Annotated in this window: 11 protein-coding genes and 2 pseudogenes; 4 read left to right on the plus strand and 9 right to left on the minus strand. The window is 68.2% G+C overall.

Features of this window, described 5'->3' with window-relative positions:
* Nucleotides 1–628: 628 nt before the first annotated feature.
* On the minus strand, nt 629–1129 hold the full coding sequence (locus AB0959_RS19595) for an SRPBCC domain-containing protein (RefSeq protein WP_366827673.1): 501 nt from the start codon (nt 1127–1129) through the stop codon (nt 629–631).
* A gap of 171 nt (nt 1130–1300) precedes the next feature.
* Here AB0959_RS19595 and AB0959_RS19600 point away from each other — a divergent pair.
* Nucleotides 1301–1898 (plus strand): annotated as a pseudogene (locus AB0959_RS19600) (IS701 family transposase); the annotation flags it as partial.
* A gap of 591 nt (nt 1899–2489) precedes the next feature.
* A complete protein-coding gene (locus AB0959_RS19605) occupies nt 2490–3095 on the plus strand; it encodes a dihydrofolate reductase family protein (RefSeq protein ID WP_366827794.1) in 606 nt (201 codons plus the stop codon).
* 313 nt (nt 3096–3408) lie between these two features.
* On the opposite strand, the gene AB0959_RS19610 is transcribed toward AB0959_RS19605, so the two are convergent.
* The 3 genes from AB0959_RS19610 to AB0959_RS19620 form a co-directional block, all read right to left on the minus strand.
* A complete protein-coding gene (locus tag AB0959_RS19610) occupies nt 3409–3774 on the minus strand; it encodes a hypothetical protein (RefSeq protein WP_366827674.1) in 366 nt (121 codons plus the stop codon).
* Between the two features lie 104 nt (nt 3775–3878).
* The gene (locus AB0959_RS19615; protein WP_366827675.1) at nt 3879–4253 is read right to left on the minus strand and encodes a hypothetical protein; all 375 of its coding nucleotides are present in this window, start codon (nt 4251–4253) and stop codon (nt 3879–3881) included.
* A gap of 239 nt (nt 4254–4492) precedes the next feature.
* A complete protein-coding gene (locus tag AB0959_RS19620; RefSeq protein ID WP_366827676.1) occupies nt 4493–6136 on the minus strand; it encodes an alpha/beta hydrolase in 1644 nt (547 codons plus the stop codon).
* Between the two features lie 602 nt (nt 6137–6738).
* Here AB0959_RS19620 and AB0959_RS19625 point away from each other — a divergent pair.
* Complete coding sequence (locus tag AB0959_RS19625; protein WP_366827677.1) at nt 6739–7125, plus strand: DUF6083 domain-containing protein; 387 nt, start codon at nt 6739–6741, stop codon at nt 7123–7125.
* A 137-nt stretch (nt 7126–7262) separates the two neighbouring features.
* Nucleotides 7263–7489: pseudogene (locus AB0959_RS19630) on the plus strand (Tn3 family transposase); the annotation flags it as partial.
* Nucleotides 7490–8035: 546 nt separating this feature from the next.
* Here the strand turns inward: AB0959_RS19630 and AB0959_RS19635 are convergent.
* The 5 genes from AB0959_RS19635 to AB0959_RS19655 all read right to left on the minus strand — a co-directional run bounded on the left by AB0959_RS19635 (nt 8036) and on the right by AB0959_RS19655 (nt 14732).
* Nucleotides 8036–8809 carry an alpha/beta fold hydrolase gene (locus AB0959_RS19635; protein ID WP_366827678.1) on the minus strand — a complete coding sequence of 258 codons (774 nt, stop codon included), beginning with the start codon at nt 8807–8809 and terminating at the stop codon, nt 8036–8038.
* A 2-nt stretch (nt 8810–8811) separates the two neighbouring features.
* Nucleotides 8812–9198, minus strand: a complete 387-nt coding sequence (locus tag AB0959_RS19640) for a DUF4440 domain-containing protein (protein ID WP_366827679.1) — start codon at nt 9196–9198, stop codon at nt 8812–8814.
* Between the two features lie 356 nt (nt 9199–9554).
* Nucleotides 9555–10688: an NAD(P)/FAD-dependent oxidoreductase gene (locus AB0959_RS19645; protein WP_366827680.1), complete on the minus strand. Its 1134-nt coding sequence runs from the start codon at nt 10686–10688 to the stop codon at nt 9555–9557.
* A gap of 572 nt (nt 10689–11260) precedes the next feature.
* Nucleotides 11261–13153, minus strand: coding sequence for an SMI1/KNR4 family protein (locus AB0959_RS19650; RefSeq protein WP_366827681.1), 1893 nt, complete (start codon nt 13151–13153; stop codon nt 11261–11263).
* A 292-nt stretch (nt 13154–13445) separates the two neighbouring features.
* Nucleotides 13446–14732, minus strand: coding sequence for a cellulase-like family protein (locus tag AB0959_RS19655; RefSeq protein WP_366827682.1), 1287 nt, complete (start codon nt 14730–14732; stop codon nt 13446–13448).
* Nucleotides 14733–14778: the final 46 nt, after the last annotated feature.

The following is a 14778-nucleotide window of genomic DNA, read 5'->3' on the forward strand; positions in this document are numbered from 1 at the left end:
CATCGTCCACATGAGCCGGCCCCTTCGATCGCCTGCCATCGCCTGCCTCACCCTTCACTACGAACGAGACGGACCGGCGGATGTCTGTTGCCGACCCTTTCCTACAGCAACTTCATACAAAACCAGCGACTGATCAGACTGATCGGGACGAGGCCGGCTATCTCGATGACCACGGAAAAGCTGATGCTCAATCCCTGGCGCCTGGTAAATTCCGATCTGACGCAAACTGAATCTGTCGTTCCTTTGCGGACAGCGAATCGCGCGGCACATCGGCCACGACCTCGCCACGAAAATGCCACGGGCCACTGCTCTCCGCGGTAATCGATGAGCCCGACAGAGTCGCTCTTTTAAACGGATCCTCCACTGCGGCATCCAGTAGTTGCACAGGGAAATTCCAGGTGGACTGGGCCTACGGCTGCAACCGGATGCTGAGGTTGAATTCGTGACCTAAGGCTTGTCCTGCCTTTCGAGAGGTGGGCCTGATCTGATCCCTCGTACGATCGAAGGCCCCGGGGGCTCCGGGTGTGGCTGCTAACATTCCAGCCGTAATTCGCGATCTCGTTGGTCAGAAGCGGTGCGAGGACAGATACCGGCAGGGGGGGGCAGGGCCCCTCGTCGCGGCAAGCTCTCAGGCCGACGCGGTCGACGACGTCATTTCCTCCAGCTTGTTGAGACTCTGCGTCCAGCCTTCCTCGTGAAGAGTTCGGCGCCGCTCAGTGGCGAAGTCGCCCTGGGTGAAAACCAGCTCGACCGATGTACCGCCGAGGGTGCGAAGCGACAGCGTCACCACTGTCTCCCGATCCTCGGGATCGGGAGGCTCCCATCGGAAGGTGTAGGACAGGCGTTCCGGAGGGTCGACCTCAAGGAACTCGCCCACCAGGTAGAACAGATCGCCTTCCGGAGGCTGCATTGCGATCCGATAACTGCCTCCTGGCCGAAGGTCGCTTTCCACACGCAGGGTGGCGAACCCGTCAGGGCCCCACCACTTGGCCAGTTCCTGGGGGTCGGTCAAGGCGCGGAATACGACCGAGCGCGGTGCGCGGAGGACGCGCTGCATGTGCAGCCTCAGCTTGCCACTGTGCGTCATCACGAACCTCCTCCAACCGAAGGCATCGGGATTGACCAGCATCTCGATCTTAGTACTCCACCCTCAGATCGCGAGCTCGCTGGTCAGGGGCGGTGTAAAGACAGGTGCGGCCACCGGTGATCTTCGCGTGTTGTGCGGACAAACGAAGATCAGACGGTGGCCGCAGGCCATAGCGTAGACCTCGCTCGCTGGCTGGATATCTTTGATGCCCTGATGGGCCGGATTGCGGGGCGTTTCGCACGGTCGAGCCGCGGCGCCGGGCACGGTCGCTCGTCCTGGGGCTGATGTCGGACCTTCCGCGCAAGAATTGCTGGACCATCGCCGAGCATGCAGGACACGCCACCCCGGACGGGCTTCAGCACCTGCTGGCCCGGGCCAGGAGGGACGTCGAGGCGGTCCGCGACGACCTGTGCGGATACGTCGTCGAACACCTCTGCAGCGACGACGCGGTGCTGGTTGTCGACGAGACCGGCGATCTGAAGAAGGGCACCCACACGGTGGGGGTGCAGCGTCAGTACACCGGCACCGCGGGCCGCATCGAAAACTCCCAGGTGGCCGTCTGCCTCGTCTACTCACCACCGGCTGGACACGCCGCGATCGACCGGGCGTTGTATGTCCCGCGCTCATGGATCGATGACCCGAACCGCTGCCAGGCTGCCGGGATCCCGGCGAGGTCGACTTCGCTGCCAAACCGGCCCTTGCCACCACGGTGATCACTCGCACCCTGGACGCCGGCATCCGCGCCCCCTGGGTCACCGGCGATGAGGTCTACGGCGCCAGCCCACACCTACGCTCCGCCCTCGAAGCCCGACAGATCGGAGAACGTCCACGCCGGGATCACGGCACCGGGCGATCTTGCGGGCAGGACCATCGGCGAGTTCGGCGTCTACGCTCAGGACTCCGGTGTGCGGGCCAAAGGGATCCTGATGGACGAGTACGGATTCAAACCCGAGGAGAGCCGTTGGGTGATCGGTGGCCTCCCGCGCCCCCCTTCGACTTCCTCCCCCATCCGCACCCGGCCGAAGTCGACGTGCGCGTCGCGCCCGATCAAAAGACACTGAGCGCGATGTTTGACGCCGGTGAGATCGATGCTCTGTTCTCGGCGAATGTCCCGCAGTGCGTGCTCGACGGATCCCCGAACGTCACCCGGCTGTTCCGCGACTTCGAGCCGCTGGAACGCGACTACTACCGGCGCACCGGCATCTTCCCGATGATGCACACCATCGTCATCCGGCGGGAACTGCTGCGGGACCACTCTGCGGACCACCCCTCGGGCCGGCCAAGAGAACCGCACTTCACGGCTGGCCTGATCCAGACGACGGCCCTGGTGCTGCGCCGCGGAAGTTGTGCCGATGAGTTTTTGGCGGTTGTGCGGTCTACCCGTCGACGAAGGGAGCGCACCATGCGCAAGATCATCGTTTGCACGTTCCTGACGCTGGACGGCGTCATGCAGGCGCCGGGCGGTCCGGACGAGGACGCTGAGAGCGGCTTCGAGCACGGCGGCTGGCAGAAACCGGTGGCCGACGACGAGGTCGGCACGGCCATCGCCGGTTGGTACGAGCACTCCGACGCGATGCTGCTCGGCCGCAAGACGTATGAGATCTTCGCGTCGTACTGGCCGACCGCCGATCCCGACAACCCGTTCACCGATCGGATGAACAGCATGCACAAGTACGTGGCGTCTCGGACCCTGACGTCCGTCGAGTGGCAGAACTCCACGCTGCTGGACGGCGACATCGTCGATGCCGTACGCAAGCTGAAAGCGTCCGACGGCGGCAGCATCAACGTCGTCGGCAGCGGCGACCTCGCCCAGACCCTCATGCAGCACGGCCTCGTTGACGAGTACCGGCTGACCATCCATCCGGTGATCATCGGCACCGGTAAGCGGCTGTTCGCCGACGGAGCGATCCCCACCGCGCTGGAGCCGGTCAGCGTCTCGACGACGATGGGCGGCACCATCGTCGGCGTCTACCGGCCGAACGGTAGGCCCAGCTACGACAGCTACTAGGTGTGCTGTCCGGACAGGTTGGTGACGCGGTTGGCTGGGGTCTGGCCGCGGCGGGGAGAACACAACGGCACCGCCCTGTGGGGCCAGAGGAGGGAGGTGAGGTGGCGCAACGGCAGTATGCGGCGATGTGGTGGTCGGCGCCGGCGCCGGCGGCGAAGCGCCACCAGAAGCGGGCGCCGTTGCTGTTGGAGGGCGTCCGATGGGGGTGAGGGCGGCCCGGATCGTCAGCGCGACCTGCTCGAAGTCAGTACCGGCGGACCGGGCGCGGTCGATGCGCGGGCAGGATCCGGTCGGTTGGCCATCCGGGCTCTCTTCACTGGGAAGGCCGCCGTCCAGCGTCGGTGAGAGCCGCCTCCAGCATCCGGGACAGGGTCGTCTTGCCGATGCCGCCCACCCCGTGGAAGACGAGCACGTGGTTGCGGGGCGCCTCGAGGTCCTCCGCGTCGATGCCGGGGGAGTTGATGTGCTGGAGGTGCTCGGTGAGGGTGGCCGCGACCGGTTCCCACTGCGAGGACCGGTTCGTGAACGCCTCCGTGGCCTGCACGCTGCGGTCGTTCGTACTGAACAGGGCCCTGAGACCCCGGGTGGCTACGCGCGACCCGACCAGCGCGGACGCGGTCGCCGCCGCGTCGAAGGCTGTTGACGCCGCCCGGGAACGCACTGCCGAGTACCTGCTCACGGTGCGGCTGGAGCTGCTGCGCGGGCTTCCAGCCTGTTCGTTCGGTGAGACTTGTCCCGTAACCGCTGTTCAGGGCGATGCAACGGATGCGAGGGCGGGGTCGCTCAGTGGGCGGTGACGGCGATGTCCCAGGGGCCCGCTCCCAGAAGGAGGAAGGCGTCCAGCTGACCGGTCGCGACCAGGAGGGCGCCGTGGCAGGTGCCTGATCCGGTGGACGGTTTGCGGGGCGTTGGCGTGGTGGGATCCTCTGCAGTCCAATCGAGCAGCGGTCGGACCTGCTTGACGGCCCGGACCTGCTTGACGGCCCGGGCCAGCTTCGCGGCCACGGCGCGTTCCTGCTGGTCCAGTCTGGGCGGAGGCGGCCAGATACCGATGGCTGCGTTCTGGGCACTTCCGCCTTGGGCGAGGCCCGGCGCGGCCGGCGGCGAGTATGCCGCCGAACTCCCCGCGCGCACCGCCGCGCACGTCCTCGTGGCCAAGCGATGAGCGGCAGGGCCCCGGCCCCCTGCCGCGGCCCGTACAGAACGAGGAAGGCTGTCGACCACGGTCGTGGTCGACAGCCATCCTCGTCGGCGTACAGCTCAGCCTGCGGCATCTGCCGCATCACCAACCCGGCCCGCACATCGCCCCACGGGACCGGCCCAGGTGGACATGGCTGCCACCGGTCCCGAGACCGGTCTTCAATCGGTCATGCGGTAAACGGGCCATGCGACCGGGCTCAGAAACGGTCCGGGGCACGCTCCGGGAGCGGAGACCCGGGAAGCACGTCCCGCTTCTGGTTCTTCCGTGCCTGCGCGTTCGATTCGGCCGTCGCCTCGCAGGTCACGTCCTTCGCCGGGAGCTTGCCGGTGAGCAGGTAGTCGGTGACTGTGCCATCCGTGCACGCGTTGCCGTTCGGATAGACGCCATGGCCCTCGCCGCCAAGGACGGTGAGCATTTTCGAGCCCTTCAGGTCGGCGTGCAGGGCCTGACCGCTGGGCAGCGGGGTCTGCGAGTCCCACTCGTTCTGGACGACCAGGGAGCCGACCTTGTTGTTCACCTTGGTCGCCGGTTCCACGGACTTGTCCCAGAAAGCACAGGGCTTGATGCTGGACGCGAAGTCACCGTAGAGCGGGTAACGGCCCTTGTCCTCGATCGCGTCCCGCCGGTAGCTCTCAGGATCGCGGGACCACGCGGCCGAGTTGTCGCCGCACACCACGGCGAAGAAGCTCGCCGTCATGTTGTCGGCCGGCACCTCTGCGGCATCGGAGGCGTCGGCCGTCCCGGTCCCCTCGGGTCCGGCGAACGCCGCGAGCTTCTTCGCGGAGGCGGGCTCACCGGCCGCGGCCTTCTTCAGTTCCACGACCGCCTCGGTGGCGTACTCCGGGCTGAAGACCGCTCCGCGCATGCCGCTCCGGATGTCATCACCGGTGGTCGGCTGCCCCTCCACCTCGATGGGCTTCTCGTCGGCCTGCGCGACGAGGTCCCAGAAGGTCCGGTCGACCTCCTTCGGGGTGTCACCCAAGCCGTACTTCTCCGAACGCGCGGCGGCCCACCCGGTCCACCGGTCGAACGCGGGCTCGGCGCCCTCGGCCCACCACTGGATCATCCCTCGCCAGGCGCGCGCCGGATCGACCGCGCTGTCCAGCACGAACCGGTCTGCCCGACCCGGGAAGAGCTGGGTGTAGACGGCGCCCAGGTAGGTGCCGTACGAGTAACCCACGTACGAGATCTTCTTCTCACCGAGGATCGCCCGGAGGAGATCCATGTCGCGCGCGGTGTTGCGCGTGGTGATGTGCGGGAGCGTGTCGCCCGCTTTCTCCCTGCACTTGTTCGCGACGTCGCGTGCCCAGGCGACGTCCTTGTCGAACGTCTCCTCCTTGTACGGCCGCAGCCAGTTCTCCTCCTCCGGCTCCAGACCGCAGGAAACCGGGCTGCTCTGTCCCACACCGCGCGGGTCGAAGCCAATGAGGTCGTACTTCTGCTGTGTGGACTCGGGGAGGCGCTCCTTCATCCCCAGCGGCATATAGAGCCCCGGCCCTCCGGGGCCGCCGGGGTTGGAGAACAGAACACCGTGCCGTTTGCCGGGCGCGGTGCTCTTGATCCGGGATATGGCTAAGTCGATCCGCTTGCCCCAGGGCACCCGGTAGTCCAGTGGAACCTTGATCGTGGCGCACTCCAACTCCGCCGGAGAGGCGGCTTCGCACCGCTTCCACTGCGGCTTCTGCTTCACATACTGGTCCAGCGCGCCCCTGGCGGCGGACGAGAAGGCGGTCGACGGGGTGGCGGCCGAAGCGGCGGTGGCCGTTGATGTGGTGAGCGCGGGAGCCAGCGTTGCCGTGACACCCACGGCCAACAGGGGCGCGAGACGTCGTCTGCGCACGATATCGATCCTTCCGGTCTCATGTTCGGACAGGAAAGATCTTTCAGGAATCGGCCACGCACGCGGATCCCTCGCCGGTCTCCACCTCACCTCCATCCTGGGAATGACACAACAGTCCTGGGTGGTCCCGGAGTTGTAGGGGACGGACCGCGCGCAGCGACGGGACGAACAGGAGCGGTCACAGCTTCCACTACCGCCAACCCGGCGAAGTACGAATGGCGCTCACCGGGCGCTGCTCAACACCTGTGCGGCTCGACGAGATGCCTGAGCCGATCCCCGGAGGCCTGTTCGGGCCGGTGCCGGCCCTACCTGCATGAGTAACTGCCCGAGTCGCGTGGCTGCGGCAACGACTGTGTCGTGAGGGTTGCCGCCACCATCGGCACCGCTGGCGACGCGGAACAATCCACGCACGACTCTTCGGCGACCTGATGCCGGCCGAGGTGCCCCCGTGTCCAGACGTCTGTCCAGCCGCTGATTTTGGGGCGACTGCGCCGCATGTAGTCGCCTACTGTCTCGGCTGCCGCACCGTGCCCGTGCGGGCTCCGTGGCCCCGTCTGGTTCGCGCTCTACGCATACGCCTGGATGCTGCGGACTCTGGCGGTATGGGGGCCAATGGGGATGTGCCGCGGTTGGGCGGCGAACAGTTCACGTGCCCGTTCTGCGGTCTGCCGCAGGACCGGGTGCCGACACTGGATCATGACTGGGTTCTGCTCGAACCGGGCGTGGACGTTCTGGCGCATCTGGTGCCGGCCGAGTACCGGTGGATCGTCGTGTCGGATGGTCGGGTGACGGTGTACGCCGTATGCCCGCCCGATGCGGCACAGCGGTGCCGCATCGAACATCGGCTTGCCTGCTCGGAGCAGCAACTGCCCGACCTGTGGCCATGGCTGACAGCGTTGAGGGTGGAGAACGGGAGGCGGGCGGAGCGGCGGGCGGCCGGGGAGCCGGTGCCAGTGTGGGCGGAGATCGAACTGCCGGACGCCGGCTAGACCGTGCGTGCAAGGAGGCCCCGACTTGGTCGCGTTTGGGGCAGTGGTGCGCGTGATCAGAGTGCCGCGTTGCGTTTCCTGGACGCCTTCGTGCACCTCGACGGCGGCATCGCCCGGATGAAGGACCTGACCACCTCGTCGTCCCCGTCGGCCTCATCGGCGCGACGCCCTGACCGAAGCACTTCGGGTTCAAGCGCGGCATCACCTGGCTCAACGCCGTGAACGACCAGGCCGCGGGCATCGGGCAGATGGTCTTGCTCGGCACACCGCGCGACTCCTTGCACGTCCTCGACGCGCTGCTGAACCTCGACGGCCGGGCCAAGCGGAGGTGGTGGCCACCGACAACGCCGGTTTCCGACCCCTGAAGGGATGGGGTGTCGTAGCCCGTGACCTCGTGCGATGTCTTGAGCTGACGGTCGATGGCTCGGGCGGATGTGCCCGGCCAGTGGTGGCAGGTTGAAGCCGGATGCTCGGCCGGGCGCCGCGTACTGCTCGTCGGCATGTCGCTCCAGGCACTGGCGGATGGCGCGACGAACCAAGGACCGGGTTGCCGCGCTTCGCGGCGGGGCCCGCGGGCGCTGTGTTCGTCAGTGCGGTGAGCAGTGGATCGCGGGGTGGGGAGGACGCCGTGCGGAGGCGGCGTACTGCTCGCCACGGTGCCGTACGAGGGCCTGGAGCACGAGACCGTCGGCGTTCGCTGTCCTCCCACACCGCTGGTGTGTTGAGCGCACGTTGGTATGGATCACGAACGCCGCCGCGGCGCACGGGACGTCGAACGCCTCCCACAGCACGGCGACGCCCACCTGAACTGGGCACCCGTCGCTCTCATGACCAGGCGACTGGCTGGGAAGGGCCCAGCTCCCACCTGGACGCACGAGACTTCGGCCCGATCAGGAAGCCCTGATCACTCTCAACCAGTCGCGCATCCGGCGAGGAATGGACGGACGACCGGCAGGGTGAGATCAATCCGGAGGAACGTGTCGAAATGCCCGCAGTCGGGCAGTGCAACGCACGTGGCGCCCGAGATCTGATCAGCGGTGTGCTGGATCGCCTCGAGCCCCGGGTCACGGTCCCCCGCGAGCAGAAGCATGCGCGCGGGGGTCTGAGCGAGCGTGTCCAGGACGCCGTCGCGGCCTTCGAGGGCGACAGTCAGCGCTGCCAGCGCATGCGGGTCGGCTGCCAGAATCACCGCACGCATCCAGTTCGGAAGGGGCCCCTGACGCTCCAGCATGTCGAGGAACGGGACTGTCCCTTGAGTGCGAAACAGTTCGGCTTCCTGCTGAGCGTCTGCTGGAGCAGTGACGACGCGGTCGGCATGGGCTCCGCCGGCGATCAGTCCGGTCAGCCGTTCAGGATGGCGAGCCAACAGGTTGAGGCCGATGATGCCGCCCATCGATGCTCCCCAGAAGGCCACCCGAGAGATGTTGAGGTGGTCGAGTACGGCGATGATGTCATCGATTTGCCGGTCCATCCGGTAGCTGCGCACGTCGTGGGGCGCGTCGCTTCCGCCGTGCCCACGGGCGTCGATGAGGACAAGCCGATGGCTGTCGGCCAGGGCGTCGACGTGGCCGGCTGATCGCCACGTGGTGCGGTCTCCGAAAAATCCGTGTAGCAGCACCAGCGGCTTCCCGCTCCCCACGGTCTCGAAGGCGATCCGTACTCCGTCGCTGCTGGTCGTCTGCATGGCTACTCGGCCTCGGGCGGGACCGGAGTGGCCTGGTGGTAGTACATCCGCCAGCCCGACTCCTCGCTGCGTTTGCGCCACAACGAGCTTCGGCGCGCCCGCCGTCCATCGATCGTGGTCTCGTAAGTGAGATGCACCAAACCGGGGGCCAGCACGACACCCGACATGTCCGAGGGCTCGTATCGAGGACCCTCCTCGGAGTTGCCTGACATCTCCGGCAACTCGGCAAGCATTTGCTCGTAGGACCACCGTCGGCCTGACGCACCAACCTCTACGAACTCCGGGTCCAGCAGCTGCCTGGCCAGCCCGAGCGACGTTCGCACGTTGGGATCCATGAGCCGCAGCTCGCCCACGATTGCCTCGTCCACCTCATCTGCTTCAGCGCGCACATCTGCATCATTGCCCAAGCCACCAGCCGTACCGCAACCCAGCAATCACAACCGAGCCTCGGGTGAACAGTGGTACGTGCTCGGAGAGGCGAACTACGGCTTCACTGGGTGGAGGAGATCTGCCGAACCTGGTGCCCACGGGGTTGGAAGCCGGAGGAATGCGGCCGGACCGTCTTCCAGCCCTCCGAGGCGAGCTGGCTGGTGGAGGTGACCGAAGAGTGGTGGGGCGAGACGGTCGGCCGGACCTGCACTGCACCCGCGAGAGTCACTTCCGCGTCACTGTCTTGCGACTCGTCCATGCCAAGGAGACCCCGCCCGCACAACCGCCAGTCCCCGTGTTGCCCTCGGACGGCGACTCACGCGGTCTGCTTACCTTCGGTGAACATGCTGATCAGGCCGTGGGGTGCGTCGTCTCCGTACAACAACTGGTGGACGTAGGTGCCTTCGGTAGCGGCCGTGGCGCTGCGGGGGAACATGGCCTGCTCGTATTCGGTGAACGCGGTCTCGGCGTCGCCGGGATGTGCGGAGAGGGCCTTGCCGAGTTCGGCGGCGTCGTACATGGCCAGGTTGGCGCCCTCGCCGTTCGGGAGGGAGAGGTGGGCGGCGTCGCCGAGCAGGGTCACCCCCGGCACCCGCTCCCACCGGTGCTCGATGGGCAGGGCGAAAAGGGGCCTCAGTACCGGTGCGGTGTCACCGTCGGTGAGCAACGCGGTGAGTTCCGGTGCCCAGTCGTGGAACTCCCGCGCGATCCGCGCGGTGGCCGTGGCGGAATCGGTGAAATCGATGTCCGCGAACCAGTCGCGCGGCCGGGCGAGCATCACGTAGGTGTGCAGGGTGCCACCCTTCTCCCGGTGGGCCAGGAATCCCTTGCCCGGCGCGAGCGCGAACAGCGACCCGCCGCCGACCGCTTTCGCGCCGGCCGGGTGCCGGGTGTCGGCGTCGAACAGGTAGATCTCGACGGACGATATGCCGATGTACTCGGGGGTGGCGTCGGACAGCAGTGGCCGGACTCGGGACCACGCGCCGTCCGCACCGACCAGCAGGCCGGTGGTGACGGTGGTGCCGTCGGCGAAGACCACCTCGTGGCGGCCCTCGCCGAGGGCATGGGCACCGCTGACCTTGCGCCCCCACCGGACGCTGCCGGCCGGGAGCGAGTCGAGGAGCATCTGCCGCAGCTCGCCGCGCAGCACCTCGGGCCTGCCACCGGTACCGTCGTCGGCCTGGTCGAACAGTACGGTCCCGTCCCGGTCGAGGACCCGCATCGACTGGCGGCCCTCCAGGACGAGGCCGCGGAACGTGTCCGTCAGGCCGGCTGCCTGCAAAGCCGGCTGTCCGCTGTCCTCGTGGATGTCGAGCATCCCGCCCTGGGCGCGCGCCGTCGCAGAGGCCTCCGCCTCGTAGACGGTGGCCGTGATGCCGTGGACGTGCAAGACGCGGGCGAGCGTGAGGCCGCCGAGTCCGGCACCGATGATCGTGACGTCAGTGGTCATGATGGCTCCTTGCTGTCGCACGCCTGCCGGATGGACACCCGGCAAGATCTATGGGGAACACTTCCAAGACCCGCCGACAAACCACCGACACCGGACCGACGACGGACCGACACGGGACCGACGACCGACCGACAGCCACCGACATGTGTCTGACACCGCGGCTTTTCCGTCCGATCACCCCAGTTCAAAGCACTGACCGGCAGGGAAGGCTCAGCGCGCTGTCGGACACGCATGCGGTGGGGTGTCCTGGGCTGGGTCACCGCAGGCCGTGTGCGGAGGCCAGGGCCATGACGGCGGCCAGGTCGCGGGTGGGGCGGCGGGCAGCGACGTAGCCGTCCGGGCGGGATGAGGACGAACTCGCCGCCGTGTCTGGCGGTCGGGTCGCTGGTCGCGCTCGCGCCTGGAGATGAACCTCCGTGCACTCGGACGCACGGAGAAAGCCGATGAAGCCCACGGCGGAATCCGCAGTTCCTACCGCCTTCTTGAGGACCACGACAGGGCCTGACCTCGCCGACAGGACGAAGCCCCGGGAGTTCGTCCTCTGGCGTGCCGGGGCTTCGTGGTTTCGTGTTTCACTGTATGCGGATCACCGCGTACGTCTCTCCGTTTCTGGGCGGCCGCGTCCAGGAGCGGGTGGTGAACGTGTGCAGCCGCCCGTTGACGATTGCGTGACGGGGCAGATGGGCACCGAACTCCACGGCCACCGCTTCCAGCAGTGACCGTTCCGTCTCGGCGCCGTCCGCCAGGTCACCGAAGAACCGGCTCGGGTCCAGCGCCCGCGGTATCTCCCCGCTTCGCCGGATCTCTCCGTCCGCGTACGTGAAGGCGTACTGCTCGGCGCCGTCTCGCGCCACCGAAAGGTGGAAGAACGGCTCCCCGTGCCACGTTCTCAGGCCGCTCCACACCACCACCGCGCGGGTGCCCGCGCTGGCGCTCGCGGCTGGGGAGACGAACCGCCGTTGGTCGAACGAGGCGGGATCGCCGTCGAAGGCGAAGCTCCAGCCGGTGCCGGCCCGGCCGACAGCCATGAGAGCCCTGTCGTCGTAGGACGAGAACTCCCTCCGGTTGTGCAGCGACCTGTCGCACGCCTCCCAGAAGGTCATGGGTTCGTTCAGACCGGCGCCTTCCCCATCCACGAGACGTACCGGCAGCTCCTCAGGCTCCACGCCTTCCACCAGGACGAACCGGTAGGACGTGCGGTTGTTGCCCGGGTCCGGCTCCGCGAGCCAGGCCAGGTCGTCCGGGTCGAGCCCGGCCGCCGGCCTCGGTGCCTCAGCCGCGTGCCCGCCTCTTGGCGTGGACAGCAGCTCGCGGCCCCGCTCCGGGGTCAGCAGCGGACCGAGCACGGGGTCGGCCACCCATCCCAGCGGAGCGAGGTGGTCCGGTCCCAGCGGCTCCCACAGCGGCACAGCGCCTATCAGTGTTCGCCACGCCCCGTCGGTGTCTCCCCACCGAGCCAGTTCCCGCGCCTGCTCGACCGCCTCTCCGAACGGTCCGGCGGCCGTGTACCGGTAGGTGCCGTTCCTCACCTGATCCAGCGTCGCGTAGGCCAGCACCACCAGGTCGTCGTCGGCACCCCGCAGATGGAACATCAGCGAGGAGTCGTCCCGGTACGAGTGCTCCGCGTGCTCGGCGACCAGCGGCAACAGCAGATCGGGCGCGTACCGCGGGTCCGTCACCAGGCCGTCGAAGTACACCGTCGAGGTCTGTCCGAGCAGGTGGCGTATCTGGTCGCCCAGCCCGGCGGCCCGCGGTCTGCCGTACTCGTTGGCCTCGTCCAGCGCCTTCCCGGCCTGCTCCCAGCCGCCGCGCAGTGCCTCGAGCCGGGCGTCCTCCACCTGGGCGTCCAGCTTTCGCGTCGTGTCGTTGGCGAACACGGGCTCCCCGTCGCTCCGGTGCGCCCGGAGACTGTGGAACTCCCGGTACATCTCCCGCATGAACTCAAGGAAGTTGGCGTGCCGCTCGGGTGGCTCGGCCCGCCAGCTCGCCCACGTGTACACGGCCCACTCGCCGTCCTCGTCCACGTCCTCGGGATCCATGAGGACGTGGGTGATGTCGGACTTCACGTCGAGCTGCAGTCCGCTCCGCCAGATGTCCGCCTCCCGCCGTTCCTCGGGCCCGGCGTCCTCGTCCAGGTACTCCTCGAACATGTCGGCGAGTCCCGACTCGTTGTTGTGCCAGTGCGCGTCCTGGGTCCCCGCCAGCAGCCACACGAACCCGCCCGCGTGCCGCCATCCGTCGCTGACCTTGAGGAACTCCCGGTACGACGGTGGCATGCGCCGGCCGAGGCGCTCCTCCATGGCTGCGATCCGCTCCTCCGACGCGGGCGGTAACCCCAGCCACCGCGTCCGGCGGGCGGTCTCGTCGTCCTCGCCCCGCGTCTCGTCGTCCGGCAGGGAATCTGCCCACTCCCCGCTCCACCTGAGCAGGAAAGACCGCCAGCCGAATGTCGTGGTGTCCGTCATGCACCCGATGCTGCCACCTGCCACTGACAACGCCCCGCCGCTTGCTGCTGCCAATGACGCCGCGGTGACCAGGGCCCGTGGCCCTCCGATGCGCGGCCTACGGCCCAGATTCCTGGACGGCGCCCGTACCTCTGGAAGGGGGACGGCAACTGCCCCTACCTCAGGCCCTGCCCGGCTCACACCCATCGGCCGAACGGCCCGGCTTGCACGTCATCGCCAGGAGCCGCGACCCCCAGGCCGCTGAAGCCGCACCTTACCCACGGCACGAGGCCCCGAGCCGCCGCAGGCCGCCTCAGCTCGCCGTGATGCGGGCGTTGACCCGGCGCATCCAGTCCTGGTCGGTGTGCCACATGGGGTGGTGCGGGGCGGCGTTGGAGGTCAGGACGATGCCGTGGAAGCCCGCCGCGAGGCAGCGGTCGACGACGAACTCCGCGATGTCCCTGCCGACGGTGTCCTCCTCGAAGCGTGTCAGGAGAGGGGTGTACCCCACCACGCCCTCACCGAGGACGGTGGGAATCCGGCGGCGGCGGGCGAAGTCGGCGACGGAGTCGACCCACTGGGCCAGTGTCTCCCGCATGGCGTCCCGGTGTGCCGCATAGTTCTCGTAGAGCCACAGGTCCCAACGGTCGGGGTCCACCCAGTCGTGCGCGTAGAACAGTTCGCGCGGAATGCCGGTGGCCGCCAGTCGCCACGGCTCGTCCGGCTGGTAGTCGGCGAAAGCGGGCGCGTCCGGGCGCAGCATCCCGGCCAGTTCGGGGGTGGGCCAGGTGGCCGTGCGGGGCGCGGATTCCGTGCCGTGTGCGAGTCCGACAGCCTCGTACAGCGCGCCGAGTACGCCATAGACGTAGAAGTGGAAGTGGGCGATCTGCGCCCCGTCCGGCAGGTCGTCGAGCTCGCTGGGCCACGGCTCGCCCAGCGAGTAGGTCACGGGGACGCCGGGGTGGCGGCTCCGCAGCAGCTTCACGGCGCGTTCGAGGGGCCCGCGCAGCCGGGCGTAGTGGGTGGCGCCGTCACTCGGTACCAAGGAGCAGTTGTCGACCTCGTTGTGCACTTCGACATAGGCGACGTGGTCGGAGAGCCCACGCTCGTGGAGGAAGTCCAGCAGTTCGGCGAGGGCTTCGGCCACCACCTCGGCGCGGTCCGGGCCGGGCACCTCGGCCAGGGCGCGGTGCCAGGCGTCGGTGTCGGCGAAGCTGGGGGACTGCTGGTACTCCCAGGAGGACACGATCACCTTGCAGTCGTGGCGCGCGGCCGCCTCGAACAGCCCGACGAGCCGTCGTCGGCCGTCCAGCGGGTAGCCGCCGCGCACGTTGTACCAGCGGGTGCGCTGTCCGAACTGCTCGCCCAGGCCGCGGACCTGGACGGACTCCGGCTCCTGGACACGCCCGGAGAACAGCAGAAAGGGCATGGCGCAGACGCGCACGGTGTTGAAGCCCCGTTCCACCGTCTCGGCGAAGGCGCGGTCGAGGTCGGCGAACGGCTCGCCGGGTCCTGCCTGTGTGTACCAGCTGAAGTCCCACAGGGTGATGGCCAGGCGGTCCGCGTTCTCGCGCGTGCCGGCCTGCTGCTGTGCGGTCATGAGGTCACCCGTCGTTCGTGTGCGTAAGGGCCGTCGGCGGCTCGGC

It is taken from the genome of Streptomyces sp. NPDC046862 (genome assembly GCF_040704615.1).
Taxonomy (GTDB): Bacteria; Actinomycetota; Actinomycetes; order Streptomycetales; family Streptomycetaceae; genus Streptomyces.